Raw genomic sequence first — 25,255 nt, forward strand, 5'->3', positions numbered from 1 at the left:
GAAGCCCATGGCCCGAGTTCGCCACAAACGCAAGCCGGTCGCCGAGATGAACGTGGTGCCCTACATCGATGTGATGCTGGTGCTGCTGGTCATCTTCATGGTGACCGCCCCCATGCTCAACCAGGGCGTGAAGGTGGACCTGCCCAAGGTTTCCAGCGAAGCCTTGCCGCAGGACAACAACGTTCAGATCCTGACCATTTCGATCAAGGCCGACAAGACCTACTACTGGAACCTCGGCGGCGAAGTCGATACCGACAAGCAGATGGACAAGGCCATGACCTTGCCGGAAATGACCGACGCCGTGACCAAGATCATTGCCGCCGGCCGTGACCAGGGCAAGCAGACCCAGGTCTTCATCCGTGGCGACAAGGCCGTCGACTACGGTGCTGTCATGGGCGCCATGGGCGGGTTGCAGAAGGCCGGTGTCGGAAACGTTGGCCTGATTACCGAGGCGCCCTGATGCAACAGCGAGAGCCATCCGCCTCGGAAAGCTACTTCTGGCCCAGTGTCTGGGCCATCGGCCTGCATGTGCTGGTGTTCGCCATGCTGTTCGTCAGCTTTGCCATGACGCCTGAGCTGCCGCCCTCCAAGCCCATCGTCCAGGCCACGCTCTACCAGCTCAAGTCCAAGAGCCAGGCGACCACCCAGACCAATCAGAAGATTGCCGGGGAGGCGAAGAAAACCGCCTCGCGCCAGACCGAAGTCGAACAGCTGGAGCAGAAGAAGGTCGAGCAGGAGGCCGTGAAGGCCGCGGAACAAAAGAAAGCCGAGGCTGCTCAAAAGGCCGAGCAGGCCCGTGAGGCCGCCGAGGCGAAGAAGGCCGAGGAAGCGGCGAAGGCCGCCGAAGCCAAGAAGGCCGAGGAGGCGAAGAAGGCCGCCGAGAAGCAGCAGGCCGACATCGCCAAGAAGAAAGCCGAGGAAGAAAAGAAGAAGGCTGCCGAGGAGGCCAAGAAAAAGGCCGCCGAAGAAGCCAAGAAGAAAGCGGCCGAGGACGCCAAGAAGAAAGCGGCGGCCGAGGAAGCGAAGAAAAAGGCAGCTGAAGAGGCCAAGAAGAAGGCCGCGGCAGAAGCCCAGAAGAAAAAGGCACAGGAAGCGGCTCGCAAGGCGGCCGAGGACAAGAAGGCACAGGCCCTGGCCGAGCTTCTGTCCGACACCACCGAGCGGCAGCAGGCGCTGGCCGACGAGCAGGGCGACCAGGTGGCCGGCGATTTCGACGACCTGATCCGCATGCGCGCGGCCGAAGGTTGGGCGCGTCCGCCATCCGCACGCAGGGGCATGACGGTAGTCCTGCAGATCAACATGCTGCCGGATGGCACCATCACCAACGTCAGCGTGTCCCGCTCAAGCGGCGACGGCCCGTTCGACAGTTCGGCGGTGGCGGCAGTGAGGAACATTGGTCGACTGACCGAGATGCAGGGCTTGAAGCCGAACGAGTTCAATCCGTATCGTTCATTCAAGATGACATTTACACCTGAGGATCTATCGTTGTGATTAAACTCCTTCGAGGACTGCTGGTCATGCTCTGCTGCGTGGCAGGCATGGCCGTGGCAGAGGAAAAGAACATCCTGGTCACCAGCGGCAGCGACCGGGCAACGCCTATCGCGGTGGTGCCGTTCGGCCTGCAGGGCGGTAGCGTGCTGCCGGAAGACATGGCCGAGATCATCGGCAACGACCTGCGCAACTCTGGCTACTACGCGCCGATTCCACGGCAGAACATGATCAGCCAGCCGACCCAGGCCAGCGAAGTGATCTTCCGCGACTGGAAGGCCCTGGGCGCCCAGTACGTGATGGTCGGCAACATCGTGCCGGCCGGTGGCCGCCTGCAGGTGCAGTACGCCCTGTTCAACGTCGCCACCGAGCAGCAAGTGCTGACCGGCAGCGTCGCCGGCGGCGTCGACCAGTTGCGCGACATGGCCCACTACATCGCCGACCAGTCGTTCGAGAAGCTCACCGGCATCAAGGGGGCGTTCTCCACCCGCATGCTGTATGTGACCGCCGAGCGCTTCTCCACCAACAACACCCGCTACACCCTGCAGCGCTCGGACTACGACGGTGCCCGTGCAGTGACCCTGCTGCAGTCCCGCGAGCCGATCCTGTCGCCGCGTTTCGCCCCGGATGGCAAGCGCATCGCCTACGTGTCGTTCGAGCAGCGCCGGCCGCGCATCTTCATCCAGCACATCGACACCGGCCGCCGCGAGCAGGTCACCAACTTCGAGGGCCTCAATGGTGCCCCGGCCTGGTCGCCTGACGGTTCGCGCCTGGCGTTCGTGCTGTCCAAGGACGGCAACCCGGACATCTACGTGATGAACGTGGCCTCGCGCCAGATCAGCCGCGTCACCGCCGGCCCGGGCATCAACACCGAGCCGTTCTGGGGCAAGGATGGCAACACCCTGTACTTCACCTCCGACCGTGGCGGCAAGCCGCAGATCTACAAGACGTCGGTCAGTGGCGGTGGTGCCGAGCGCGTGACCTTCGTGGGTAACTACAACGCCAACCCGAAACTTTCGGCGGACGAGAAGACCCTGGTGATGATCCATCGCCAGCAGGGTTTCACCAACTTCAAGGTGGCGGCCCAGGACCTGCAGCGCGGAAGTGTAAAGATTCTGTCCGAGACCAGTCTCGACGAGTCCCCCACTGTTGCGCCAAACGGCACCATGCTAATCTACGCCACCCGCCAGCAGGGCCGGGGAGTCTTGATGCTCGTCTCGCTCAATGGACGCGTGAGGCTCCCACTTCCCACCGCTCAAGGCGAAGTCAGAGAACCGTCCTGGTCCCCTTACCTGAACTGATTGCGGCGTAACATTTTTGCTTAACACACTGGGGTTTCATTAGGAGTTTCACGATGGAAATGCTGAAGTTTGGTAAATTCGCTGCGCTGGCCCTGGCCATGGCCGTGGCTGTAGGTTGCTCCTCCAAGGGCGGTGACGATTCTGGCGAAGGTGCTGTCGACCCGAACGCTGGCTACGGCGCCAACACCGGTGCTGTCGATGGCAGCCTGAGCGAAGAAGCCGCCCTGCGCGCAATCACCACCTTCTACTTCGAATACGACAGCTCGGACCTGAAGCCGGAAGCCATGCGCGCCCTGGACGTTCACGCCAAGGACCTGAAAGCCAACGGCAACCGCGTTGTCCTGGAAGGCAACACCGACGAGCGCGGCACCCGCGAGTACAACATGGCTCTGGGTGAGCGTCGTGCCAAGGCCGTTCAGCGCTACCTGGTCCTGCAGGGCGTTTCCCCTGCCCAGCTGGAACTGGTTTCCTACGGTGAAGAGCGTCCGGTTGCCACCGGCCACGACGAGCAGTCCTGGGCTCAGAACCGTCGCGTAGAGCTGCGCAAGTAATTTGCCATGCGTATGTGCCGTCGTGCTGTAACCGTCCTCGCACTCAGCCTGCCGCTTTCGGCATGGGCTGCGGTTCCCGTAGTAGATGACAACGCGGGCGGCTATCCGCCTGCGGGTTATGGCACGAGCGGCGCCTATGCCGGGGTGGGGGCTTCGACTCCCGCCTCTGCACAGGGCCAGCTGTTCATGCAGCTGCAGCAGATGCAGGACCAGATTTCCCGCCAGCAGGGCATCATCGAAGAGCTGCAGAACGATGTGGCCCGCATGAAGCAGGAGAACCTGGAGCGCTACCAGGATCTGGACCGTCGCATCAACAGTGGTGTCGCACCTGCCGCGACTCCCGAGAATTCCTCCACTGGCGGCGCACCGGGTGCCGCCGCCGGTGCTGCCGCTGGCGCCGCCGCCCAACAACCGGCCGCCAGCAGCGAACCAGGTGATCCGGCGAAAGAGAAGCTCTACTACGACGCGGCTTTCGACCTGATCAAGCAGAAGGACTTCGACAAGGCCAGCCAGGCCTTCAACGCCTTCCTGCGCAAGTACCCCAACAGCCAGTACGCCGGCAACGCCCAGTACTGGCTCGGCGAGGTGAACCTGGCCAAAGGCGACCTGCAAGGCGCCGGCCAGGCCTTCGCCAAGGTCAGCCAGCTGTACCCCAAGCACAGCAAGGTGCCTGACTCGCTGTACAAGCTGGCCGATGTCGAACGTCGCCTCGGCCACACCGACAAGGTCAAGGGCATCCTCCAGCAGGTCATCACCCAGTACCCCGGCACCTCCGCCGCGCAACTGGCCCAGCGCGACCTGCAGAAGCTCTGAGCATCGCCGTTCGAAAGAAACCCGCGCTCGTCGCGGGTTTTTTCGTTAGAATCTTGGCCCTTTTACGTAAACACGCTGCCGCGGATAACGCCATGTCGAGTCCGCGACAGTGCCTGACGGAGGCGGATGGCCTGTTCAGCTGTCACGCCCGTGGCGACCATGCAAGACACATTACGCATCACCGAAGTCTTTTACTCTTTGCAGGGTGAAACGCGAACGGCTGGGCTGCCCACCGTTTTCGTGCGCCTGACCGGCTGTCCCCTGCGCTGCCAGTACTGCGACAGTGCCTATGCCTTCAGTGGCGGCAGCATTCGCACCCTCGACTCCATTCTCGAGCAGGTGGCCGGTTTCCGGCCACGCTACGTCTGCGTCACCGGCGGCGAACCGCTGGCCCAGCCCAACGCGCTGCCCTTGCTCGAGCGGCTGTGCGATGCCGGCTACGAGGTATCGCTGGAAACCAGCGGTGCCCTGGACATCTCCCGGGTCGATAGCCGCGTGAGCCGTGTGGTCGACCTCAAGACGCCCGGCTCCGAGGAGGCGCACCGCAACCGCTACGAGAACATCGAGCACCTGACGCGCAACGACCAGGTCAAGTTCGTCATCTGTTCCCGCGAGGACTACGACTGGGCGGTATCGAAGCTGATCCAGTACAACCTCGACCAGCGGGCCGGCGAGGTGCTGTTCTCGCCCAGCCATCACCAGGTCGATGCCACGGCGCTTGCCGACTGGATCGTCGCCGACAACCTGCCCGTGCGCTTCCAGCTGCAGTTGCACAAGCTGCTGTGGAATGACGAGCCGGGCCGCTGACAGGAGAAAAAGACATGACAGAAAAACGCGCGGTAATCCTGCTTTCCGGTGGCCTGGACTCGGCCACTGTGGTGGCCATGGCCAAGGCCGAAGGCTACAGCTGCTACACCATGAGTTTCGACTACGGTCAGCGCCATCGCGCCGAACTCGACGCCGCGGCTCGGGTCGCCCGTGACCTGGGCGTGATCGAGCACAAGGTGATCGGTCTGAACCTCAACGGTATCGGTGGTTCGGCCCTGACCGACAGCAGCATCGACGTGCCCGAGGCGCCGGGCGACGGCATCCCGGTGACCTACGTGCCGGCCCGCAACACGGTGTTCCTGTCCCTGGCCCTGGGCTGGGCAGAGGTGCTGGAGGCCCGTGACATTTTCATCGGTGTCAACGCCGTGGACTACTCCGGTTACCCGGACTGCCGCCCGGAATTCGTCGAGGCTTTCGAGCGCATGGCCAACCTGGCGACCAAGGCCGGGGTCGAGGGGCAGGGCTTCCGTATCCAGGCACCGCTGCAGAACTTGAGCAAGGCGCAGATCATCCAGGCCGGTATCGCCCGTGGCGTGGACTACAGTCTTACGGTTTCCTGCTACCAGGCCGACGATCAGGGCCGCGCTTGCGGCAAATGCGACAGCTGCCGCCTGCGCGCCGAAGGCTTCAAGGCGGCCGGTGTCGAGGATCCGACGAACTATTTTTGAAAAAAGTTGCGATGGGGTGTTGATTTCCCGTTAGAAATCAGTATTATACGCGCCATCCAACGGGTCGTTAGCTCAGTTGGTAGAGCAGTTGGCTTTTAACCAATTGGTCGAAGGTTCGAGTCCTTCACGACCCACCATATATATGAAATAGCCCACCTATCATGGTGGGCTATTTCATTTCTGCTCCAGAAAAATCAAGGGTTTGGGCTCATGCGGCGGGTGACGGCTGCTGTATTGCGTTCCCTGGTTCCAGATCCATTTGATCTTTCTCGGGGGCTCAGTGATTGTCTTACCGTTATGGCATCGGGTATACCTTGATGCTACCTAGCTATCATGGAGTGGCGGGAAGTGGATGCCTCCAAGCGATTGGCTGAGTGCCAGAGTTGCCGTCACCAAATGGTGCCAAGGGTCGTCTTCAGGGATGGGGAGCCTTCGTACTCCATCTGCCCATTTTGTGGCCAGAAGTACAAGGATTTTATCGCGCCAAGCGCGTGGGCTTTTCCGTTGGGGCTCTTCTTGGGCCGATTATGGAAGATGGCGCCTGTCGAGGGTGGGTTCGTCAAGTTGATGGCGAGGTTTCGCCTGGGCGTAAAGCCTGCAAAACTTATTTTTTGTGCTTTGAAAGTGGCTTTCATATTTTGGCTTTTGGCCAGGCGTTGAGGTCAATGCCAGTCGGTTAAGTGGCATTGGGGCTGCGCTGCAGCCCATCGCCGGCAAGCCGGCTCCCACAGAGGGGCTCTGCATGGCCCGTGATTTTTGAGCGCCGCCGGTCTTGTGGGAGCCGGCTTGCCGGCGATGGGGCGCGAAGCGGCCCCCAAAATGGCAACTGAAATATTTTCCCTGTCGAAGAACGGATGGCCTGCACGGTGATGCCCGTGCTCCCTGCAAGCCGCTCGCGATTGCCGGTGTTCTACTCGGCCCATTCCGGGTCGCCGGTGAACACCACCGTGAGCCAGCGATCCGGCCCTTCGCCGCCGATGGCCGCGCCGATCTCGTCGCGCAGGGCGTCCCACTCGGCGATCGTCCTGGCTGCCAGGGTGGCCGGTACGATGAAGTACAGTTCGATCTCCCGCGAGCGTCCGACCTTGGCGACATAGGCACGATAGGATTGCAGGCCGTGCCGGCTGACGAAGGTCTGGGCGACTTCGTCGACATGCTGCTTCAGGTCGCTCGGGGTCACCAGGAACATGTCCGCCAGCGCCTGGCGCACCACCGACATCGGCAGCGGGATGATGACCAGGCAGACCAGGGCCAGCACGGCTGGGTCGATGTACGGCGAGAGCCATTGCCACTTCGTGCCCTGCACCGCATAGCCGAAACAGAAGGCGACCAGTAGCGCGGCGGTGATGCTGGCCGACATCACCCAGCCCTTGACGTCCATGCGCACGAAGTCAGAGCCGATCCCACGGTTGGCGCGGGCCTCGACGACGGCGATGGCCACGCAGGCGGCGACGGTGACCAGCGCATAGACCAGCGCCACGCCGAATTCCAGTTCACGGCCGCCTTCGAGCAGGCTGCTGACGGCGTTGATCAAGGCATAGATGGCCACGCCAGTGAGCAGGATGCCATTGAGTGCCAGGACCATCGGCTCCAGGTGCCAGAACCCCATGGTGAAGCGTTCGCGCAGCTTGCGTGAGAGCTGCGTGGCCCTGGCGTGGGCGGTGATCAACCTGACCACCACCAGGGACAGGCCGCTCATGCTGGCGTCGACCAGCGAATACACGCCGTCGAAAATGATTGAGAACGAGCCCGAGGCCAGACCGAAAGCGATGCCGATGCTGGCGATGAACAGGGTCACGGCGATGGACATGCGTAGCAGGCCCTGTTCGCTATTCAGGTCGAAGAGTGGGGTTTTGCTCGGTGTTTCCATGATCGGGCTCATTCAGGTGGTGCCGGGGTGCTTGTACTGGTCCATTCGCGGGCAAGCCCGCTCCCACGCAGACCGCGCCGTTCCTGAGAGCGGTACCGAGCCTGTGGAAGCGGGCTTGTCCGCGAATGGGCCGCTACAGGCTAGACGCGAAACTGTTCCATCAATGCCTGTTGCTGGTTGGCCAGGCGGTTCAGTGCCTGGCTGATCCGTGCCGACTCGTCCGCCTGGCCAGATAGCGACTCGGTCACGTCGCGGATGCCAGCCACGTTGCGGTTGACCTCCTCGGCCACGGCGCTCTGTTCCTCGGCGGCCGAAGCGATCTGCAGGTTCATGTCGCTGATCACCGCCACCGCCTCGCCGATACGCTGCAGGGCGGGCAGGGCCTGTTCCATTCGCGTGGCGCTGTCCTGAGCCTGGCGCTGGCTCTCGTTCATGGCGCCGACCACGTCATGGGTACCTTGTTGCAGGCCTTCGATCACCTGGCGGATCTCCTCCACCGAGACCTGGGTACGTTGGGCCAGGCTGCGCACTTCGTCGGCGACCACGGCGAAGCCACGGCCGGCTTCGCCTGCACGGGCAGCCTCGATGGCGGCGTTGAGCGCCAGCAGGTTGGTCTGCTCGGCGATGGTCCGGATCACCTCGAGCACCGAGCCGATCTGCTCGCTACGCCCTGCCAGCGAACGGGCCTGGCCCATGGCCGTGTCCATGTCGTCCGCCAGCCGGTCGATGGCCTGGCGGGTGGCGGCGACCAGTTCCAGGCCCTCGCGCGTGGCCTGGTCGGCACCGCGCGCGGCTTGGGCCGCCTGGGCCGCGTTATGGGCGACGTCGTGGGCGGTGGCGCTCATCTCGTTGGCGGCGGTGGCTACTTGCTCGATCTCCCGCTGCTGCTGTTGCATGCCGCTGCTGGTCTGGCTGGCGATGGCGGCAGACTGGTCGGCGGTGCCGCGGGCTTCCTGCAGCGAGCCCTTGACCTGGGCGATCACCGGCTGGAGCTTGTCGAGGAAGCGGTTGAACCACGCGCTCAACTGGCCCAGTTCGTCGTCCCTGGCATAGTCCAGGCGCCGGGTCAGGTCGCCTTCGCCGCTGGCGATGTCGCGCAGGCGCTCGGCCACGGCGAGAATCGGCCGGGTCACGCCCCGGGCGGTCAGCCAGACCAGCAACAGCCCGAGCACGGCGGCGGCCAGGCCGATCAGCAGGCTGGTGAGGTTGGCCTGTTGGTTGTACGCGTCCAGGCGCTGGTTGAGGGCGATGGCTGGCGCCTGCAGCACGGGCTCCGGGAGTTCCAGCAGCACCTGCCAGGGCGCTGCGTCGGGGATCGGCGCGAATGGCCGGGAGATGTGCATCAGGCCGTCATCCAGACGCTCCAGCGCCTGGCCGGTGCGCAGGGTGTCGGCCAGGGAGCGGTCGTCGAAGGCCCGCTCCAGCGGCTTGCTCAATTGCGTATTGTCGCGGCTGTGCCCGGCCAGCAGGCCTGCGGGGCTGACGATACTGACCTCTCCCCGGCCGTCGAACAGTTCCTGGCGACCGGCCAGGCTCAATTGCTGCAGGTTGTCCAGGCCGATGTCCAGGCCGACCACGCCGATCACCTTGCCACCCTCCAGCAAGGGCAGGGCGATGCTGGTCATCAGTACCTGGTGGCCGTTGACCTCGTCGAAATACGGGTCGAGCACGCAGGCCCTGGCCGTTTCCTGGGGGCAGGTCAGCCAGCGGTTGTAGGGCGAGCCGTTGGCGGCGGGGCTGGTATCGGCGAGCATCGATTCGGGCATGGCCTCGGCCTCCAGGGTGCCGGGGCGGGGTTGCGACCAGTACAGCGAGAAGCGGCCGCTGTCGTTGCTGCCCAGTGCGTCCTGGCCGATGAAGCGGGTGTCCTGCTGGTCCAGGGCGTCGGGTTGGAATACCAGGTACAGGCCGATCAGCTCCGGGTTCGCGGCCAGTGCGGCGCGCGCCTGGGTGACCAGTTCGCTGCGCAGGTCGGTATTGCCATGCGCCTTGAGTACCTGCACCAGGCGGGCGAAGCCGTTGCCGTACTGATAGGCATCCATGAAGTAGCGCTCGATGCGCAGGGCCTGGGTCTCGGCGTGGGCCTGCAGGCGCAGGCGGGCACCATGGTCGAGTAGCTCGGTGTTGGCTTGGAAGACCTGCACCGCACTACGCCGGGCCTGGGTCAGCGACGTGGCCACCAGCAGGGCGACGATGGCCACCAGGCACAGGCCGGCGAGGAGGGTGATCTTCCATTGGATGGAGAGGCGGCGCAGGGGCATGGGGCTTTCCTTCTCGATCGAAGACAACGCCCGCGCTCTGGCGCGGGCGTTGTCGGCAGGGTCTCATTCGGCGATATAGCTCGGTGGCGCTACCCGGAAGGCCTTTGTCAGCCAGGTCAGGTATAGCACGCCAACCACGACGATATTCACTGCCGGCGTCTTGTGGCGCGGGTGCAGGCGGGCGAACAGCCGCCGGGGATCACCTTCTGCGGCGGGTGACGGGCGCGGCAAGGGCGAGCGGGTGGGCTCCATGTTGTTCACCTTTCTTGTAGGAGCGGGAGCTGGCGCGGCGGGTTTGCCTGTATCAGGGCTGGCAGGGGGGCAACGTAGGAGGTGGCGCGTGAGGGCAGGGGCGGATGGGGGTCATGGCAGCGCTGTTCTTCTTCGTTATGTTGGGCGCGGAGCTGGGTGGGAAAAATAAAAAACGAAAGGTGTCTATGTGTCAAGTGTAATACGACAAATTATTACTTTTACAGAAAATTATCGGTGTGTTTAACGATTTAATTAGGGGTTTTTGCATGTAAAAGGTGATTTATATAGATTTTTGCGTTCAAAAAAATTAACGATTGCGACGCAAGGTGCAATTTCCCAGGCAGGGCCGCCGCCCGTGCTGCGGACAATGGTAATCTTGGTGCACCGCGTCGCGCCCTGTGCCGCGCATCCCGCCCTTATGGACAGCAATCGGTTCTATTCATGAAGAAATCAGTAGGCATCCTTTCCGGCCTGGCCGTTGTCATCGCCGTCGCAACCACTGCTGGCGCCTGGTACACCGGCACGCACCTGCCCGCGGAACTGGAGCGCTCCGTCGCCCGTGGCAACGAGCAGTTGCAAAAGACCATGGCCGGCACCGGTGGCAGCATGACCCTCGAACTGGCCTCGCTCGAGCAGCGCTTTTTCACCAGTACCGCGCACTACCGGCTCAAGGCCAAGGATGTCTGGCTGGGCGAGGGCGAGCCGCTGAACTTCGATCTCGGTATCGTTGACCAGATCGAGCACGGCCCGTTTCCCTGGTCGCGGATCAAGGCCCTGAAGCTGATGCCGGTCATGGCCACCAGCAACAGCGTGCTGGAGAAGGACGACTTCACCGCAGCCTGGTTCACTGCCGCTGGCGACAAGACACCATTGGCCGGCCAGGTCAGCCTGGGCTATGGCGGCGGCATCGAGAGCGACATCCGCCTGGCGCCACTCAAGCTCAGCGAGGAGAACGGCAGCACCCTCGACTTCTCTGGCATGCAACTGCTGCTGCGTGGCGATCGCGACGGCAAGGTGGTGAAGATCGACGGTCACGCCGACAGGCTGGAGATGAACCTGGCCGGTGACGAGCATCCGCCGATCAAGTTCCTGCTCAACGGCTTCAAGGTCGATGGTGACCTGGCCGGGATCGGCCACGACATGATCTACGTGGGCAACCTCGACCTGGCCCTGGCCGAGACCCAGGTCACCCTCGGGCCGCAGCAGGATGTACTGGTGCTCAAGGGGCTGGAGCAGAACAACCGCTACGACGCCGAAGGCCAGGACAAGCTGTCCGGCCGCCTGGAATACAAGGTCGCCGATATCACTTATGCCGGCCGTGCCGTGGGCAGCGGGGAGATGGTCTGGACCATGAAGTCCCTGGATATCCCGGCCATGCAAGCGCTGCTCGCCTGGTACCAGACCAAGATGCCGCAGGTGCAGCAGGCTGCCGCCCAGGGTGAGCCCCTGCCGTCGCTCGACATGACTGCCCAGGAGCAGGCCAAGGTCCAGGCCGATCTGCAGAAGATGCTCGCCGCCAAGCCACAGTTGGCCCTGGAGAACCTGTCGTTCAAGACAGCCAATGGCGAGAGCCGTTTCAACCTGGCGGTCGACTTGGCCAGCCCCACGTCCTTCGACTTGCCGCCTGAGCAGTTGGGCAAGCAATTGGTCACCCGCTTGCAGGGCAAGCTGACACTGTCCAAGCCGATGATCGGCGACCTGGCGACCCTGCAGGCGCTGCTCGAGGGCCAGACCGATGCCCAGTTCATCGCCCGGCAGTCCAGCCAGGCGGGCGAAATGGTCGGCATGATGGCGCTGCAGAGCGGCATGGCCACGGTCGAGGGCGACGATGTGGTATCGAGCCTGCACTATGCCGATGGCATGGTCGATTTCAACGGCCGGAAGATGACCGTCGAGGAGTTCGCCATGCTTCTCAATGCCCACCTGGCTGCGTTGGCGCCGCAGGGCTGATACCCCGGGTGGTGTTCTGCGCCCTTTTAGCGACACAAGGCCGCTCCCACACAGCGCTGATGACAAAACAGCGCCAGTTTGTGGGAGCAGGCCTGTCGAGGCGCCGAACCGCCACGAATAGACCAGGAAGATTGCCCTGACCCACTCGCCCGGTAAAAAGCGCTTTTGAATTGTCTCGATTGTCTGTAGCCTTCGGCGTCCGATAATAATCCGTGCCCGCAGATGGGCCGCGATGGCCCGCCTGGCCATCCGGCACCTGTTAGCCGATCTGCCAGGGCCGGGTGTTACACTCGATTGACGCGCACATGCGCCCGCAGGTCCAGCGATCATGACCCAGATTTCCGAACGCCTGTTGGTTCAAGCCCATCTTGATGCCAAGCAGCCCAATCCGCTGACGCCCGAGCAGGAGGCCGAATACCGTGCGGCCATCGCTGCCGAACTCAAGGCCCAGAATGCCGTTCTGGTCGCCCACTACTACTGCGACCCGGTGATCCAGGCACTGGCCGAGGAGACCGGTGGCTGCGTATCCGACTCGCTGGAGATGGCCCGTTTCGGCAAGAACCACTCGGCCAGCACCGTGGTGGTCGCGGGGGTGCGCTTCATGGGCGAGACGGCGAAGATCCTCACCCCGGAAAAGCGTGTGCTGATGCCGACCCTGGACGCCACCTGCTCCCTTGACCTGGGGTGCCCGGTGGAAGAGTTCTCGGCCTTCTGTGACCAGCATCCGGAGCGTACCGTGGTGGTGTATGCCAACACCTCGGCAGCGGTGAAGGCGCGGGCCGACTGGGTGGTGACTTCCAGTTGCGCGCTGGAGATCGTCGAGAGCCTTATGGACAACGGCGAAACCATCATCTGGGGCCCGGACCAGCACCTGGGCCGCTACATCCAGAAGCAGACCGGTGCCGACATGCTGCTCTGGGATGGCGCTTGCATCGTCCACGAAGAATTCAAGTCGCGCCAGCTGGCGGACATGAAGGCGCTGTACCCGGACGCGGCGATCCTGGTCCATCCCGAGTCGCCTGAGTCGGTGATCGAACTGGCCGACGCGGTGGGCTCCACCAGCCAGTTGATCAAGGCTGCCCAGACCCTGCCGAACAAGACCTTCATCGTCGCCACCGACCGTGGCATCTTCTACAAGATGCAGCAGTTGTGCCCGGACAAGGAATTCGTCGAGGCCCCCACCGCCGGCAATGGCGCCGCCTGCCGCAGTTGCGCCCATTGCCCGTGGATGGCCATGAACACCTTGGAGCGCACCTTGGATTGCCTGCGCAAGGGCAGCAACGAGATCTTCGTCGATCCGGCGCTCATCCCCAAGGCGATCAAGCCGCTCAACCGTATGCTCGACTTCACCCAGGCGGCGCGGCTGAAGCTATCCGGCAACGCGTGAGGCAAGGGGCCGCTTCGCGCCCCATCGCTGGCAAGCCAGCTCCCACAGGGTCTCTGCAGAGCACATGATTGGTGAACGCCGCAGACCCCATGTGGGAGCTGGCTTGCCAGCGATGGGGCGCGAAGCGGCCCCAAATGGCGGCTGAACACGCGCTACACCTTAGCGCATCATCTCCTTGACCATCCGCTGCTGCTCGAGGATCTCCCGCTGGCGCGCATCGATCTGCGAGGCCAGCGGGAAGTTGCCGCCTGCGCGGCGTTTGGCGTAATCCAGTTGCTGGATGGCCTGGTCGAAGTCGCCCACCAGGGTGAAGTACTCGGCCCGGGCCCGGTGCAGGCCGATGGTGTTGCCAGACAGACCGCGCACCTCAGCGATGTCGTACCACACGTCCGGGTCATAGGGGCGGCTCTTGACCAGGCTGTCCAGCACCTTCTCCGCCTCGGCCGGACGGTTCTGCTTGACCAGCAGGTCGGCGCGCACCTGCTGCAGCGGGTAGCTGCTCGGGTACAGCGCACGCAGCCGCTCGACACGTTGTTGGGCATCAGTCAGGCGGTTGTTGGTGATCTCCAGATCGATCTGCGCCAGGTTGTAGGTGAGGTCATTGGGCGCCTTGGCCAGCAGGGGCTTGAGGTTCTCCCGCGCTTCGTTGAGCCGGCCGCCTTTGATCTGGGCGATCGCCAGGCCATAGCGCGCCGCATCCATGTTCGGATTCTCATCGAGCTGGGCGCGGAAGCGCTTGGCCGCCAGGCCCGGCGTGCCTTCGTAGATCAGTGCCACGCGGGCGCGGATCAACTGGTAGCGCTGGCTGTCCTCGATGCCCCCCTTGGGCGCCTGCTCGGCACGGTTGCGGGTGTCGGCGATACGCGACTCGGTGACCGGGTGGGTAAGGAGGAATTCCGGTGGCTTGGCGTCGTAGCGATACTGGCGGGCCAGGCGCTCGAACATGGTCGGCATGTTGCGTGGGTCATACCCGGCACGCTCCAGGTTCTGGATGCCGATGCGGTCGGCTTCCTGCTCGTTCTGCCGGGAGAAGCGCCGCTGCTCCTGGATGGCCGCCGCCTGGGTTCCGGCGATCACGCCGATGCCGGCATCGCCCCCGCCCCCTGCCGCCAGCACGATACCGGCCAGCAGCGCTGCCATCATCGGCAACTGCATGCGCTGCTGGGCCTCGACGCCGCGGGCGAAGTGGCGCTGGGACAAGTGCGCCAGTTCGTGGGCCAGCACCGAGGCGTACTCGCCCTCGGTCTGGGCGTTGAGGAACAGGCCGCCGTTGACCCCGACGATGCCGCCGGGCGCGGCGAAGGCGTTGAGCTCGCGGCTGTCGATGAGGATGAATTCCAGGCGCCGGTCCTGCAGCTGGCTGGTTTCGGCTAGCTTGTAGACGCTGGTCTCGACGTAGTCCTTGAGCTGGGGGTCGTTCAACTGGTTGACCTGGCCGCGCAGCAGACTCAGCCAGGCCCGGCCCAGTTGATGCTCCTGCTGTGGCGAAACGATCGCGGAACTGGCGTCACCCAGTGACGGCAGGTCGTCGGCATGGCCGGGAAGGGCCATCAGGCAGGCCAGCGTCAACAGGGTAGGGCGCAGTAGATTCATGCACGAAGCTCGCGTCGGTCAAAGAGCTCTACTGTAGCCGGCTCGCACGTTGACGACCAGTGGCGCTATCCTAGCGGATTGCCCCGCCATGCCCTTGGAGAAACCCTCGATGAGCGACACCCCGACCTGCGACGCCGAACTCGACGCCAGCGGCCTGAATTGCCCCCTGCCGCTGCTCAAGGCGAAGATGGAGCTCAACCGCCTGGCCAGCGGCGCGGTGCTCAAGGTGGTCGCCACCGATGCCGGCTCCCAGCGCGACTTCCGCACCTTTGCCCAGCTTGCCGGTCATACGCTGCTGCGTGAAACGGCCGAGGCGGGCGTCTACACCTACTGGCTGCGCAAGGCCTGAGTCTTTTCCCAAGGATCGTCAATGTTCAAAGTGCTTCGTGACTGGATGCAGCGCTACTTCTCCGATGAGGAGGCAGTGGTGCTGGCGGTCCTGCTGTTCCTGGCCTTCACTGCTGTGCTGACCCTGGGTGGCATGCTCGCGCCGGTCCTGGCCGGGATGGTGTTGGCGTTCCTCATGCAGGGGCTGGTCAATGCTTTGGAGCGCCTGAAGGTGCCGACCCGGCTGGCGGTATGGCTGGTGTTCGCCCTGTTCATGGGCGCGTTGGCGGTATTCCTGCTGGTGCTGGTGCCGTTGCTCTGGCACCAGTTGATCACCTTGTTCAACGAGCTGCCGGGCATGCTCGGCAAGTGGCAGTCGCTGCTGCTGTTGCTACCGGAGCGCTACCCGCACCTGGTGTCCGACGAGCAGGTGCTGCGCGCCATCGAGTCGGTGCGCGGCGAGATCGGCAAGTTCGGCCAGTGGGCCCTGACGTTCTCCCTGTCGAGCCTGCCCTTGCTGGTCAATGCGATGATCTACCTGGTGCTGGTGCCGATCCTGGTGTTCTTCTTCCTCAAGGACCGCGAGCTGATCGCCCGCTGGGTCAGCGGTTACCTGCCCCGCGAGCGCACCTTGCTGAACCGGGTGGGGGACGAGATGAACCGGCAGATCGCCAACTACATCCGCGGCAAGGGCATCGAGATACTGATCTGTGGTATCGCCACCTATATCGCCTTCATCAGCCTGGGCCTCAACTATGCCGCCTTGCTGGCGCTGCTGGTGGGGCTGTCGGTGGTGGTGCCCTACGTGGGCGCGGTGGTGGTGACCGTGCCGGTGACCTTGATCGCGCTGTTCCAGTGGGGCTGGGGCGATGAGTTCATCTACCTGATGATGGTGTACGCGATCATCCAGGCGCTGGATGGCAACGTGCTGGTGCCGCTGCTGTTCTCCGAGGCGGTCAGCCTGCACCCGGTGGCGATCATTTGCGCGGTGCTGCTGTTCGGCGGATTGTGGGGCTTCTGGGGGATCTTCTTCGCCATCCCGCTGGCGACCCTGTTCAAGGCCGTGCTCGATGCCTGGCCGCGGCAGGAGCCCTCGGTCGCGCCGATGCTCTAGCTGCACGCTACAAGCCGCAAGCTGCAAGTAAAAGCAGATCGCGTTGACGCCGCTTTACTTGTAGCTTGCAGCTCGGCCCTAGCGCTGGTTCAGGGCCTGGGCTGCCGCCAGTACGGCTTCGACATGGCCGGGGACCTTCACGCCGCGCCATTCCTGGCGCAGCACACCGTCCTTGTCGATCAGGAAGGTGCTGCGGTCCACGCCCATGTATTCCTTGCCGTAGAGCTTCTTGAGCTTGATCACGTCGAACAGCTGGCACAGCGCCTCGTCCTTGTCGCTGATCAGCTCGAAGGTAAAGCCCTGCTTGGCCTTGAAGTTCTCGTGGGATTTGATGCCATCGCGGGACACACCGAACACCACGGTGTTGGCGGCCTTGAACGCCTCGTGATGGTCGCGGAAACCCTGGCCCTCGGTGGTGCAGCCGGGGGTACTGTCCTTGGGGTAGAAATACAGCACCACCTGCTGGCCCTTGAGGGCAGAAAGGCTGACGGCCTGGCCGCTGGTGGCCTGGGCCTGAAAATCGGCAACGGGTTGGTCGAGTGCTACGGCCATGGGAGCTTCCTTACATGGGGTTCTGTGGGCGCCAGGGTTCGATCAGCGCGTCCAGGTTCAGGGCGTCGGCGAAGTCGAGGAACTGGTCGCGCAGCCAGCTGATTTGCGTGCCGGCCGGCAGGATCACGGTGAACTGGGCATTGAGCATGCTGCTGCCGGTCTGCGGTGCCAGGTAGGTGTCGCAGGTCATGCTTTCCAGCTCGACGCGGTGGTCGAGGAAGAACTGGCACAGCTCGCTGACGATGTCCGGGCGATAGGCCGCGCTGACATAGGCCACGTAGGGCAGGGCTTGCGGGCGGACCTCCTGGTCGGCGCTGCGTACCACGTCGAGGGTCAGGCCGTGCTTTTTACCCAGGCTCGGCAGGGCTGTCTCCAGGCGCGCCAGGGCGTCCCAGCTGCCGCCGACCTGCAGCACCAGGGCGCTGGTCTCGCCGTGGCGGGTCAGGCGCGAGGTGACCACCGCGCAACGATTGTCGAAGGCGGCACGGCTCAGGACATTGGCCAGCTCCATGGGGTTGGGGCCCAGGGCGCTGATGACGAGGAATTGTTCGCGGACGGTGGGGGTGGACATGCAGCATTCCTAAAGCGATGAGCGGTCGGCGCAGGACGGGGACAAGCCTCCGGTTGCGCCAGGGCCAGGAGCCGGCTTGGCGGTCGTGGACGCTGGCGGGGAGCACCGTCGACGGCCCGGCGGGCCGCGTTGCACCGATCAAAGGATCAAGGGTAGCGAAAAGCGGCGCGAAGGGGAATGCTCCGCCCGCCTGCTTCGCTTGTGCAAGGCCGATGGCGCCAGTACCATTACGGCTCTCTTTTTCCGGCAGGAGCAGTTACATGATTGCGGGCAGTATGGTGGCATTGGTCACACCCATGGATGCACAAGGGCGTCTTGATTGGGACAGCCTCGGCAAACTTGTAGACTTCCACCTGGAAAAAGGCACCCATGCGATCGTCGCCGTCGGCACCACCGGCGAGTCGGCCACCCTCGACGTCGAGGAGCACATCGCGGTCATCGAATTCGTGGTCAAGCGCGTCAATGGCCGTATCCCGGTCATCGCCGGCACCGGCGCCAACTCCACCACCGAAGCCGTCCACCTGACCCAGAACGCCAAGAACGCTGGCGCCGACGCTTGCCTGCTCGTCGTGCCGTACTACAACAAGCCGACCCAGGAAGGCCTGTACCAGCACTTCAAGCACATCGCCGAAGCCGTCGACATCCCGCAGATCCTCTACAACGTGCCCGGCCGCACCTCCTGCGACATGCAGGCCGAGACCGTGATCCGCCTGTCGAAGGTGCCGAACATCATCGGCATCAAGGAAGCCACCGGCGACCTGGCCCGCGCCAAGGCGATCCTCGAGGGCGTGAGCGACGACTTCATCGTCATGTCCGGCGACGACCCGACCGCCGTCGAGCTGATCCTGCTGGGCGGCAAGGGCAACATCTCCGTCACCGCCAACGTCGCCCCGCGCGAAATGGCCGACCTGTGCGAGGCCGCCCTTGCGGGCAATGCCGAGAAGGCCCGCGCGATCAACGAAAAACTCATGCCACTGCACAAGCACCTGTTCTGCGAGGCCAACCCGATCCCGGTGAAGTGGGCGCTCGTCGAGATGGGCCTGATGCAACCGGGCATCCGCCTGCCGCTGACCTGGCTGAGCGAATCCTGCCACGACGTTGTCCGCCAGGCCCTGCGCCAGTCCGGCGTGCTGGTTTAATCGAGGAAGTACACCGCATGAAGCGACTGGTTGGCCTTTCCACCCTCGCCCTGATCATCTCCAGCACCAGCGGTTGCGGCTGGCTGTGGGGCGAGGATGGCTATTTCCGCGACCGCGGCAGCGATTACCTGCAGGCGCACCCGACCGCGCCGATGCAACTGCCGCCGGACGCCAGCAACGTCAAGCGTCTCGACCCGCTGCTGCCGATCCCGCGCAACGTCGCCGACGACCGCGTCACCGGCGAGTTCGAGGTACCCCGGCCGCAGCCGCTGTCGACCGCCGCCGAGGTCAGCGACTTCAGCCTGCAGCGCAGCGGCAACAGCCGCTGGGTACTGGCCCAGCGCTCGCCTGCCGAAGTCTGGCCGGTGGCCCACCAGTTCTTCGAGGACAACGGCTTCCGCATCGCCGAGGAGCGTCCGCAGACCGGTGAATTCAATACCACCTGGCAGCGTTTCGACGAGCTGTCCGCCTCCCTCGGCCAGCGTCTGGCCAGCACCGCCAGCAGCGGTGACAGTGAAGTGCGCGTCCGTGTGCGCATGGAGCCTGGCGTGCAGCGCAATACCTCCGAGGTCTACATCGTCAGTGTCGAGCGTCCGGCTGGCAGCACTGCCGAGCCCGACTTCCCGTCCAGCTCCACCAACACCGGTGCCGATGCGTTGCTGGTCGACGAAATGCTGGCCAGCATGAACCGCAGCGCCGAGAAGGGCGGTTCGGTCTCGCTGCTGGCCGCCCGCGACTTCGACGCGCCGAGCCGTGTCAGCCTGAGCGAGGACGGCAGCGGCAACCCGGTGCTGTACCTGGGCGCCGACCTGGACCGCGCCTGGTCCAGCGTGGGCCGTGCCCTGGAGCAGGGCGAATGGCGGGTCGAGGACATCAACCGCAGCTTGGGCCTCTACTACATCAACCTGTCCGAGAAGCCCGACGACAAGCAGAACGAGCCTGGCTTCTTCAGCCGCCTGTTCGGCAGCGCGCCGACCCAGGAAGAGCGTGAAGCCCGCGCCGAACGCTACCAGGTGCGCCTGAGCAAGGTCGCCGAGAGCGTCCAGGTCACTGTCGAGAAGGACATCAACACCGTGGCCCCGGCCGATGTGGCTCGCCGCGTGCTGAGCATGATCCAGGACCACCTGGGCTAAGTGCGCTTCGCGGTACTTGGAAGCGGCAGCCAGGGAAACGGCACGCTGATCGCCAGTGGTGATACCTTCATCCTGGTCGATTGCGGTTTTTCCTTGCGCGAGACCGAGCGGCGCCTGGCGCTGCTCGGCGTATCGGCGACGCAACTGAGCGCCGTGCTGGTGACCCACGAACATGCCGACCACGTGCATGGCGTCGGATTGCTGGCACGGCGCTACAATGTACCGGTCTACCTCAGCCAGGGTACCTTGCGCGGCATGCGCAAGCCGGTGGAGGTGGCCGGTTTTCTCGGTTGTGGCGACAACCTGTGCATCGGCGACCTGCAGGTCAGCGCGGCGCGGGTCGAGCACGATGCGTTCGAGCCGCTGCAATATGTGCTCAGCGACGGGCGTCGGCGCTTCGGCATGCTCACCGACCTGGGCTCCTACGACGGGCGCCTGCTGGACCGCTACCAAGGCCTGGATGCACTGCTGATCGAAGCCAACCACTGCCGTGACATGCTGGCCCGCGGACATTACCCGTACTTCCTGAAGCAACGGGTCGGCGGCAGCCAGGGACATCTGAACAACCACCAGGCCGCCAGCCTGGTGGCCGAGTTGGGCTGGCAACACCTGCAGCACCTGGTGCTGGCCCACCTCAGCAGCAAGAACAACCGGCCACAACTGGCCCGCCAGTGCTTCGTCGACACCCTGGGGTGCGACCCGGACTGGCTCCAGGTGGCGAACCAGGAACACGGGCTCGACTGGCGTGAAATCGCCTAGCCCACCCACTCAAGCAAGCGGAGCCCATCATGGAAAAACGCGAAGAACTCTACCGCGGCAAGGCCAAATCGGTTTACAAGACCGACGACGCCGACCGCTTGATCCTGCTGTTCCGTAACGACACCTCGGCGTTCGACGGCAAGCGCATCGAACAACTCGACCGCAAGGGCATGGTGAACAACAAGTTCAATGCCTTCATCATGCAGAAGCTCGAAGCAGCCGGCATCCCGACCCAGTTCGACAAGCTGCTGGGCGACAACGAGAGCCTGGTCAAGAAGCTGGACATGATCCCGGTCGAGTGCGTGGTGCGTAACTATGCCGCTGGCAGCCTGGTCAAGCGCCTGGGCGTCGAGGAAGGCATCAAGCTCGAGCCTTCGACCTTCGAACTGTTCCTCAAGAACGACGAGAAAGGCGACCCTTTCATCAACGAATCCCACGTGATCGCCTTCGGCTGGGGCACCGCCGAGCAGCTGGCGACCATGAAGCAGCTGTCGCTGAAGGTCAACGAAGTGCTGAGCAAGCTGTTCGACGACGCCGGCCTGCTGCTGGTCGACTTCAAGCTGGAATTCGGCTTGTTCCACGGCCAGATCGTCCTGGGCGACGAGTTCAGCCCCGACGGCTGCCGCCTGTGGGACAAGGAAACCCGCAAGAAGATGGACAAGGACCGCTTCCGCCAGGGCCTCGGTGGTGTCATCGAAGCCTACGAAGAAGTGGCCCAGCGCCTGGGCGTGCCGCTCTAAGCGCTACGCGCACGCAAGCGCCTGATACCACGCGAATTTTTTCAAAGAAGGGTTTGCCTTTCGCGAAATCGCTGGTATGATGCGCGCCACTGGAGAGATGCCGGAGTGGTCGAACGGGACGGATTCGAAATCCGTTGTACCTTCGCGGGTACCTAGGGTTCAAATCCCTATCTCTCCGCCATACATAGAGAAGCCCCACAGATTAAGATCTGCGGGGCTTTTTCGTTTCTGGGTTGTAGGTAGTCGCCCTACCGCCTAAGTCACGCTGGTGGCTGCAATCGCTTTCTTTTCACTGCCCTGCAGAGTGTGCATTACTTCTTGTAGCGCCAATGGCCGCTGCATCGGTATGCATCCTCTGCCTTCAAAAGCGGCCTGTCACATACGCAGTGCATTGACGACCAAGGTAAACGCATGGGATGGCTGCCGACGACTCGGGTAATACAAGTGATAACCCGGGAACGGCGCGCACCAGTCTTCCAGTACGCGAACCAGACGGCCATCCTCCAGGTGCGGGGCGAATTCCTCCTCGGGAAGAAACGCGATGCCCAGGCCTGCCAATGCAGCATCCACCATGCTGGGCGAGGTGTTGAATACCAGTTGGCCATCCACCCGCACATTCAACGGCTGGCCACGCCGCTCGAACTCCCAGACGTACAGCCCACCTGCCGACTGCATGCGCTGGTTGATGCAGCTGTGCTTGAGCAGGTCGCGTGGGGTCTTGGGAACGGGGCGACTTTCAAAGTACGCCGGGGAGGCTGCAGCGGCCATGCGCAAGGGTGGGCCGATGGGAACCGCGATCATGTCCTTGTCGATGGTATCGCCCAGGCGCACGCCCGCGTCGAAACGGTCGGCAACGATATCGCGAAAGCCGTAGTTGATGTCGAACTCCATCTTGATGTCGGGGTACTCGCGCAAGAGGGGCGTGAGCTTGGGAAGCAGGTAGGTGCGCAGAATATGCTCGCCACAGGTGATCCGCACGGTACCTGCAGGCTTGTCTCGCATCTCGGTCAACTCGTCGAGCTCTGCTTCGATTTCGTCGAAGCGATGACCAATCGCCTTCAACAGGCGCTCGCCGGCTGCCGTAGGCGACACGCTGCGCGTGGTGCGGGTGAGCAGGCGGATGTCCAGCCTCGCTTCCAGCCCGCTGATTGCCTGGCTCAGGGCGGACTGGGTCACGCCCAGCAGCGAGGCGGCGCGGGTGAAACTGCCTTCCCGGGCAACGATCACGAATGACAACAGATCGTTGAGGTTTCGTCTGACCATGGCTGCTGCGTCCCACACTTGACTGATTAGTGGGTCTTATATCCCCTTTAAGCATTCATTAGCTAGTAATGGGGCCCGGCATGTTCCACCATTTCCAACGCCTGCCATCACCGGGCTCCTTTTTCCTGACTATTCCAGCTGTAGCAGATGACTGAAAACATCGAGAGAACTCTATTCTCAAACGACCAGGCGCAGGCACCCATTGCCCATTGGAGCGGTGTCTTCGCGATGTCGCTGTGCGTGTTCGCGCTGATCGCCTCCGAGTTCATGCCCGTCAGCCTGCTGACGCCAATCGCGGCCGATCTCCAGGTCACGGAGGGGATGGCCGGGCAAGGTATCGCCATCTCCGGCGTGTTCGCCGTGTTGACCAGCCTGTCGATCTCCGCGTTGGCCGGCGGCATGAACCGCAAGACGTTGTTGCTGCTGCTGACCGGGGTGATGGCCCTGTCGGGTACCATCGTCGCGCTGGCGCCGAACTACCTGGTCTATATGGTCGGCCGTGCGCTCATCGGTGTGGTCATCGGTGGCTTCTGGTCCCTGTCGGCGGCAACGGCCATGCGCCTGGTGTCGCCCCACCAGGTGCCGCGTGCCCTGGCGATCTTCAACGGCGGCAATGCGCTGGCCACGGTGATCGCGGCGCCGCTGGGTAGCTACCTGGGGTCGATCATGGGCTGGCGTGGTGCGTTCTTCTGCCTGGTGCCGGTGGCGGCGATTGCCCTGGTCTGGCAATGGGTGAGCCTACCGGCCATGCAGGTCCCGCAGCGCCCGTCGGCTGCGAGCAATGTCTTCACGGTGCTCAAGAACCGGGCCGTGGCATTGGGCATGGCTGCTTGCGGTGCCTTTTTCATGGGCCAGTTCGCCTTGTTCACCTATGTGCGGCCGTTCCTCGAGAAGGTGACGCAGGTCGGCGTGTCCACCTTGTCGCTCATCCTGTTGGTGATCGGCGTCGCCGGTTTCATCGGGACCCTGTTGATCGGCAGCGTCCTGCGGCGCGGCCTGTACGGGACGCTGATGGTCATTCCAGTGGTGATGGCGGCCATTGCATTGACGCTGATTCCACTCGGTGGCTGGGCTGCGGCGGTCGTGGCGCTGCTGGGCCTGTGGGGCCTGATAGCGACCTCGGCGCCGGTGGGCTGGTGGAGTTGGATCGCCAAGGTCATGCCCCACAATGCCGAGGCTGGCGGCGGGCTGATGGTCGCGGTCATCCAGCTGGCCATTGCCCTGGGGTCTACCATGGGCGGCGTATTGTTCGATGCCAGCGGCTACCAGAGCACCTTCGTCGTGAGTGCGGCCGTGCTGCTGCTTGCGGCTTTGCTGACCTTCCTGACCTCGCGCGCGCCAGCGCCCAAGGTCGCCTGAGCCCCGCTGGCGGGGGCAATGCCCGAGATTACCAAGGAATCACCCATGTGGATGACCGGCGGCGAACGCCGCTTTGCCATTACCTTGGCCGATACCGAGGCGGCCCATGCCTTCGCCGCGATGTTGCCGCTGGCCATCGACATGGCCGACCTCAATGGCAACGGGAAGCACGCGGACTTGCCGAAGCCGCTTCCACAGGGACAGCGCTCAACTCATGACTGGCGCCGAACCTTGTGGGGCTTGCCGGTGATGGGGCGCGAAGCGGCCCCAAAAATGCCGGCTGAAAGTTAACTGACCGGCATTCGCTAGGTCGTCAGCACCTGGCGCTCCCTGGCGCGCTTGGCCCTGGACACGCTGATTTCACCGGGCAGGGCGACGGCATTCTTGCTGGCAAGGACTTCGGCCATGACGCTGACCGCGATCTCGGCCGGTGTCTTGCTGCCGATGTAGATGCCGATAGGGCCATGCAGGCGCTTGAGCGACGCCTCGGTTTCGCCGAAATGCTCGATCAGGCGCTCGCGGCGCAGCTGGCTGTTGCGCCGCGAGCCAATCGCGCCAATGTAGAACGCCGGGCTGTGCAGGGCTTCGAGCAGGGCGAGGTCGTCGAGCTTGGGGTCGTGGCTGAGGGCGATGATGCAGGTGCGCTGGTCCGGGACGAAGGCCCTGACCACGTCATCTGGCATGCCGACGATCTGCTCGACGCCCGGCAGGTGCCAGCCGGCCTGGTGTTCGGGGCGGGGATCGCAGACCGACACGTTGAAACCGTTGAACAGGGCCATGGTCGCCAGGTACTCGGCCAGCGCACCGGCACCGATCAGCAGCATGCGATACCCTGGGCCGAGCGTATTGACCATGCGCTGCCCGTCGAAGCTGAACTGGTCTGGAACCGGGGTCGGGGTGAGGCTGACTTCGCCATTGGCCAGGTCCAGTTCGCGGCGTACCAGGTTGCCCGTGTCGAGGCTGGCGAGGAGTTCGTCCAGGCTGTCCACGGCCGGCTGGAACTCCAGGACCAGCTCCAGCGTACCGCCGCAGGGCAGGCCGAAGCGATGGGCCTCGTCGGCGCTGACACCATAGCGGACCACCTGCGGCAGGTCGCCGTGCATGCCGGGCCCGCCATAGGCCGTGGTGTGGCGGTGGATGAGATCGTCCTCGATGCAACCACCGGACACGCTGCCCACCACGCGCCCATCGCTGCGCAGCGCCATCATCGAGCCGACAGGCCGTGGCGACGAGCCCCAGGTGCGGGCAACGGTGGCCAGCAGGACGCGCTCGCCAGCGGCGAGCCAGTCGCGGGTGGTGCGCAGTACGAGCAGGTCGATGCTTTCCATGGGTGTCG

The 25,255-nt window shown here is 63.9% G+C and carries 25 protein-coding genes, 2 tRNA genes and 1 pseudogene; 19 read left to right on the forward strand and 9 right to left on the reverse strand.

Annotated elements, in window-relative coordinates:
• Nucleotides 1-7: 7 nt before the first annotated feature.
• The 8 genes from tolR (at nucleotide 8) to NJF35_RS02280 (ending at nucleotide 5,786) form a co-directional block, all read left to right on the forward strand.
• The gene (gene tolR / locus NJF35_RS02245; RefSeq protein WP_253090636.1) at nucleotides 8-460 is read left to right on the forward strand and encodes a protein TolR; all 453 of its coding nucleotides are present in this window, start codon (nucleotides 8-10) and stop codon (nucleotides 458-460) included.
• Entirely contained in the window at nucleotides 457-1,491 is a 1,035-nt protein-coding gene (gene tolA, locus NJF35_RS02250; protein ID WP_410900170.1) for a cell envelope integrity protein TolA, read from the forward strand. Before tolR ends, tolA begins: the two co-directional genes overlap by 4 nt.
• Before the next feature lie 26 nt (nucleotides 1,492-1,517).
• Nucleotides 1,518-2,789 (forward strand): Tol-Pal system beta propeller repeat protein TolB, encoded by a 1,272-nt coding sequence (gene tolB, locus NJF35_RS02255; protein WP_225787470.1) that lies wholly within the window; start codon nucleotides 1,518-1,520, stop codon nucleotides 2,787-2,789.
• Between the two features lie 53 nt (nucleotides 2,790-2,842).
• Nucleotides 2,843-3,340, forward strand: coding sequence for a peptidoglycan-associated lipoprotein Pal (gene pal, locus NJF35_RS02260; protein WP_225787399.1), 498 nt, complete (start codon nucleotides 2,843-2,845; stop codon nucleotides 3,338-3,340).
• 6 nt (nucleotides 3,341-3,346) lie between these two features.
• A complete protein-coding gene (gene ybgF / locus NJF35_RS02265) occupies nucleotides 3,347-4,153 on the forward strand; it encodes a tol-pal system protein YbgF (RefSeq protein ID WP_225787400.1) in 807 nt (268 codons plus the stop codon).
• Between the two features lie 159 nt (nucleotides 4,154-4,312).
• The gene (queE, locus tag NJF35_RS02270) at nucleotides 4,313-4,960 is read left to right on the forward strand and encodes a 7-carboxy-7-deazaguanine synthase QueE (RefSeq protein ID WP_225787401.1); all 648 of its coding nucleotides are present in this window, start codon (nucleotides 4,313-4,315) and stop codon (nucleotides 4,958-4,960) included.
• 14 nt (nucleotides 4,961-4,974) lie between these two features.
• On the forward strand, nucleotides 4,975-5,649 hold the full coding sequence (gene queC / locus NJF35_RS02275; protein WP_253090637.1) for a 7-cyano-7-deazaguanine synthase QueC: 675 nt from the start codon (nucleotides 4,975-4,977) through the stop codon (nucleotides 5,647-5,649).
• A 61-nt stretch (nucleotides 5,650-5,710) separates the two neighbouring features.
• Nucleotides 5,711-5,786 (forward strand) — tRNA-Lys (locus NJF35_RS02280).
• Nucleotides 5,787-6,559: 773 nt separating this feature from the next.
• Here NJF35_RS02280 and NJF35_RS02285 read toward each other — a convergent pair.
• The 4 genes and pseudogenes from NJF35_RS02285 to NJF35_RS02295 form a co-directional block, all read right to left on the reverse strand.
• Nucleotides 6,560-7,519, reverse strand: coding sequence for a cation diffusion facilitator family transporter (locus tag NJF35_RS02285; protein WP_225787403.1), 960 nt, complete (start codon nucleotides 7,517-7,519; stop codon nucleotides 6,560-6,562).
• A gap of 140 nt (nucleotides 7,520-7,659) precedes the next feature.
• On the reverse strand, nucleotides 7,660-8,415 hold the full coding sequence (locus NJF35_RS24780; RefSeq protein ID WP_410046050.1) for a methyl-accepting chemotaxis protein: 756 nt from the start codon (nucleotides 8,413-8,415) through the stop codon (nucleotides 7,660-7,662).
• A gap of 102 nt (nucleotides 8,416-8,517) precedes the next feature.
• A pseudogene (locus NJF35_RS24785) lies at nucleotides 8,518-9,780 on the reverse strand (HAMP domain-containing protein); the annotation flags it as partial.
• Between the two features lie 63 nt (nucleotides 9,781-9,843).
• On the reverse strand, nucleotides 9,844-10,032 hold the full coding sequence (locus tag NJF35_RS02295) for a hypothetical protein (RefSeq protein WP_225787405.1): 189 nt from the start codon (nucleotides 10,030-10,032) through the stop codon (nucleotides 9,844-9,846).
• Nucleotides 10,033-10,473: 441 nt separating this feature from the next.
• Between NJF35_RS02295 and NJF35_RS02300 the strand changes: the two genes are divergently transcribed.
• Nucleotides 10,474-11,982, forward strand: coding sequence for a YdgA family protein (locus tag NJF35_RS02300; protein ID WP_253079953.1), 1,509 nt, complete (start codon nucleotides 10,474-10,476; stop codon nucleotides 11,980-11,982).
• A gap of 328 nt (nucleotides 11,983-12,310) precedes the next feature.
• Complete coding sequence (gene nadA, locus NJF35_RS02305) at nucleotides 12,311-13,369, forward strand: quinolinate synthase NadA (RefSeq protein WP_225787407.1); 1,059 nt, start codon at nucleotides 12,311-12,313, stop codon at nucleotides 13,367-13,369.
• 159 nt (nucleotides 13,370-13,528) lie between these two features.
• Here nadA and NJF35_RS02310 read toward each other — a convergent pair whose 3' ends face one another.
• Complete coding sequence (locus NJF35_RS02310) at nucleotides 13,529-14,962, reverse strand: M48 family metalloprotease (protein ID WP_225787408.1); 1,434 nt, start codon at nucleotides 14,960-14,962, stop codon at nucleotides 13,529-13,531.
• A gap of 109 nt (nucleotides 14,963-15,071) precedes the next feature.
• On the opposite strand from NJF35_RS02310, the gene NJF35_RS02315 reads away from it, so the two are divergent.
• Together NJF35_RS02315 and NJF35_RS02320 are read left to right on the forward strand one after the other, a co-directional pair.
• Complete coding sequence (locus NJF35_RS02315; RefSeq protein WP_225787409.1) at nucleotides 15,072-15,311, forward strand: sulfurtransferase TusA family protein; 240 nt, start codon at nucleotides 15,072-15,074, stop codon at nucleotides 15,309-15,311.
• A 21-nt stretch (nucleotides 15,312-15,332) separates the two neighbouring features.
• Complete coding sequence (locus NJF35_RS02320) at nucleotides 15,333-16,403, forward strand: AI-2E family transporter (RefSeq protein ID WP_253080963.1); 1,071 nt, start codon at nucleotides 15,333-15,335, stop codon at nucleotides 16,401-16,403.
• Nucleotides 16,404-16,481: 78 nt separating this feature from the next.
• Here the strand turns inward: NJF35_RS02320 and NJF35_RS02325 are convergent, their stop codons facing one another.
• Both NJF35_RS02325 and NJF35_RS02330 read right to left on the reverse strand, forming a co-directional pair.
• A complete protein-coding gene (locus NJF35_RS02325; RefSeq protein ID WP_225787411.1) occupies nucleotides 16,482-16,955 on the reverse strand; it encodes a peroxiredoxin in 474 nt (157 codons plus the stop codon).
• Nucleotides 16,956-16,965: 10 nt separating this feature from the next.
• Nucleotides 16,966-17,526, reverse strand: a complete 561-nt coding sequence (locus NJF35_RS02330; protein ID WP_225787412.1) for a glycine cleavage system protein R — start codon at nucleotides 17,524-17,526, stop codon at nucleotides 16,966-16,968.
• Between the two features lie 260 nt (nucleotides 17,527-17,786).
• On the opposite strand from NJF35_RS02330, the gene dapA reads away from it, so the two are divergent.
• The 5 genes from dapA (at nucleotide 17,787) to NJF35_RS02355 (ending at nucleotide 21,478) form a co-directional block, all read left to right on the forward strand.
• Nucleotides 17,787-18,665, forward strand: a complete 879-nt coding sequence (dapA, locus tag NJF35_RS02335; RefSeq protein ID WP_225787413.1) for a 4-hydroxy-tetrahydrodipicolinate synthase — start codon at nucleotides 17,787-17,789, stop codon at nucleotides 18,663-18,665.
• A 17-nt stretch (nucleotides 18,666-18,682) separates the two neighbouring features.
• Entirely contained in the window at nucleotides 18,683-19,798 is a 1,116-nt protein-coding gene (bamC, locus tag NJF35_RS02340; RefSeq protein ID WP_225787414.1) for an outer membrane protein assembly factor BamC, read from the forward strand.
• Nucleotides 19,799-20,557: an MBL fold metallo-hydrolase gene (locus NJF35_RS02345; protein WP_253080962.1), complete on the forward strand. Its 759-nt coding sequence runs from the start codon at nucleotides 19,799-19,801 to the stop codon at nucleotides 20,555-20,557.
• A 29-nt stretch (nucleotides 20,558-20,586) separates the two neighbouring features.
• Nucleotides 20,587-21,297 (forward strand): phosphoribosylaminoimidazolesuccinocarboxamide synthase, encoded by a 711-nt coding sequence (gene purC, locus NJF35_RS02350; protein ID WP_225787416.1) that lies wholly within the window; start codon nucleotides 20,587-20,589, stop codon nucleotides 21,295-21,297.
• Nucleotides 21,298-21,388: 91 nt separating this feature from the next.
• Nucleotides 21,389-21,478, forward strand: a tRNA-Ser gene (locus NJF35_RS02355).
• 194 nt (nucleotides 21,479-21,672) lie between these two features.
• On the opposite strand, the gene NJF35_RS02360 is transcribed toward NJF35_RS02355, so the two are convergent.
• Complete coding sequence (locus NJF35_RS02360; protein WP_225787417.1) at nucleotides 21,673-22,560, reverse strand: LysR family transcriptional regulator; 888 nt, start codon at nucleotides 22,558-22,560, stop codon at nucleotides 21,673-21,675.
• A gap of 228 nt (nucleotides 22,561-22,788) precedes the next feature.
• Here NJF35_RS02360 and NJF35_RS02365 point away from each other — a divergent pair, with 228 nt between their 5' ends.
• Entirely contained in the window at nucleotides 22,789-23,919 is a 1,131-nt protein-coding gene (locus NJF35_RS02365; RefSeq protein ID WP_225787418.1) for an MFS transporter, read from the forward strand.
• An 18-nt stretch (nucleotides 23,920-23,937) separates the two neighbouring features.
• Complete coding sequence (locus tag NJF35_RS02370; protein ID WP_225787419.1) at nucleotides 23,938-24,210, forward strand: cyclophilin-like fold protein; 273 nt, start codon at nucleotides 23,938-23,940, stop codon at nucleotides 24,208-24,210.
• 14 nt (nucleotides 24,211-24,224) lie between these two features.
• On the opposite strand, the gene NJF35_RS02375 is transcribed toward NJF35_RS02370, so the two are convergent.
• Nucleotides 24,225-25,247 carry an XdhC family protein gene (locus NJF35_RS02375; protein WP_225787420.1) on the reverse strand — a complete coding sequence of 341 codons (1,023 nt, stop codon included), beginning with the start codon at nucleotides 25,245-25,247 and terminating at the stop codon, nucleotides 24,225-24,227.
• Between the last annotated feature and the right edge of the window lie 8 nt (nucleotides 25,248-25,255).

It is taken from the genome of Pseudomonas guariconensis (assembly GCF_024127895.1).
Classification (GTDB): Bacteria; Pseudomonadota; Gammaproteobacteria; order Pseudomonadales; family Pseudomonadaceae; genus Aquipseudomonas; species Aquipseudomonas guariconensis_B.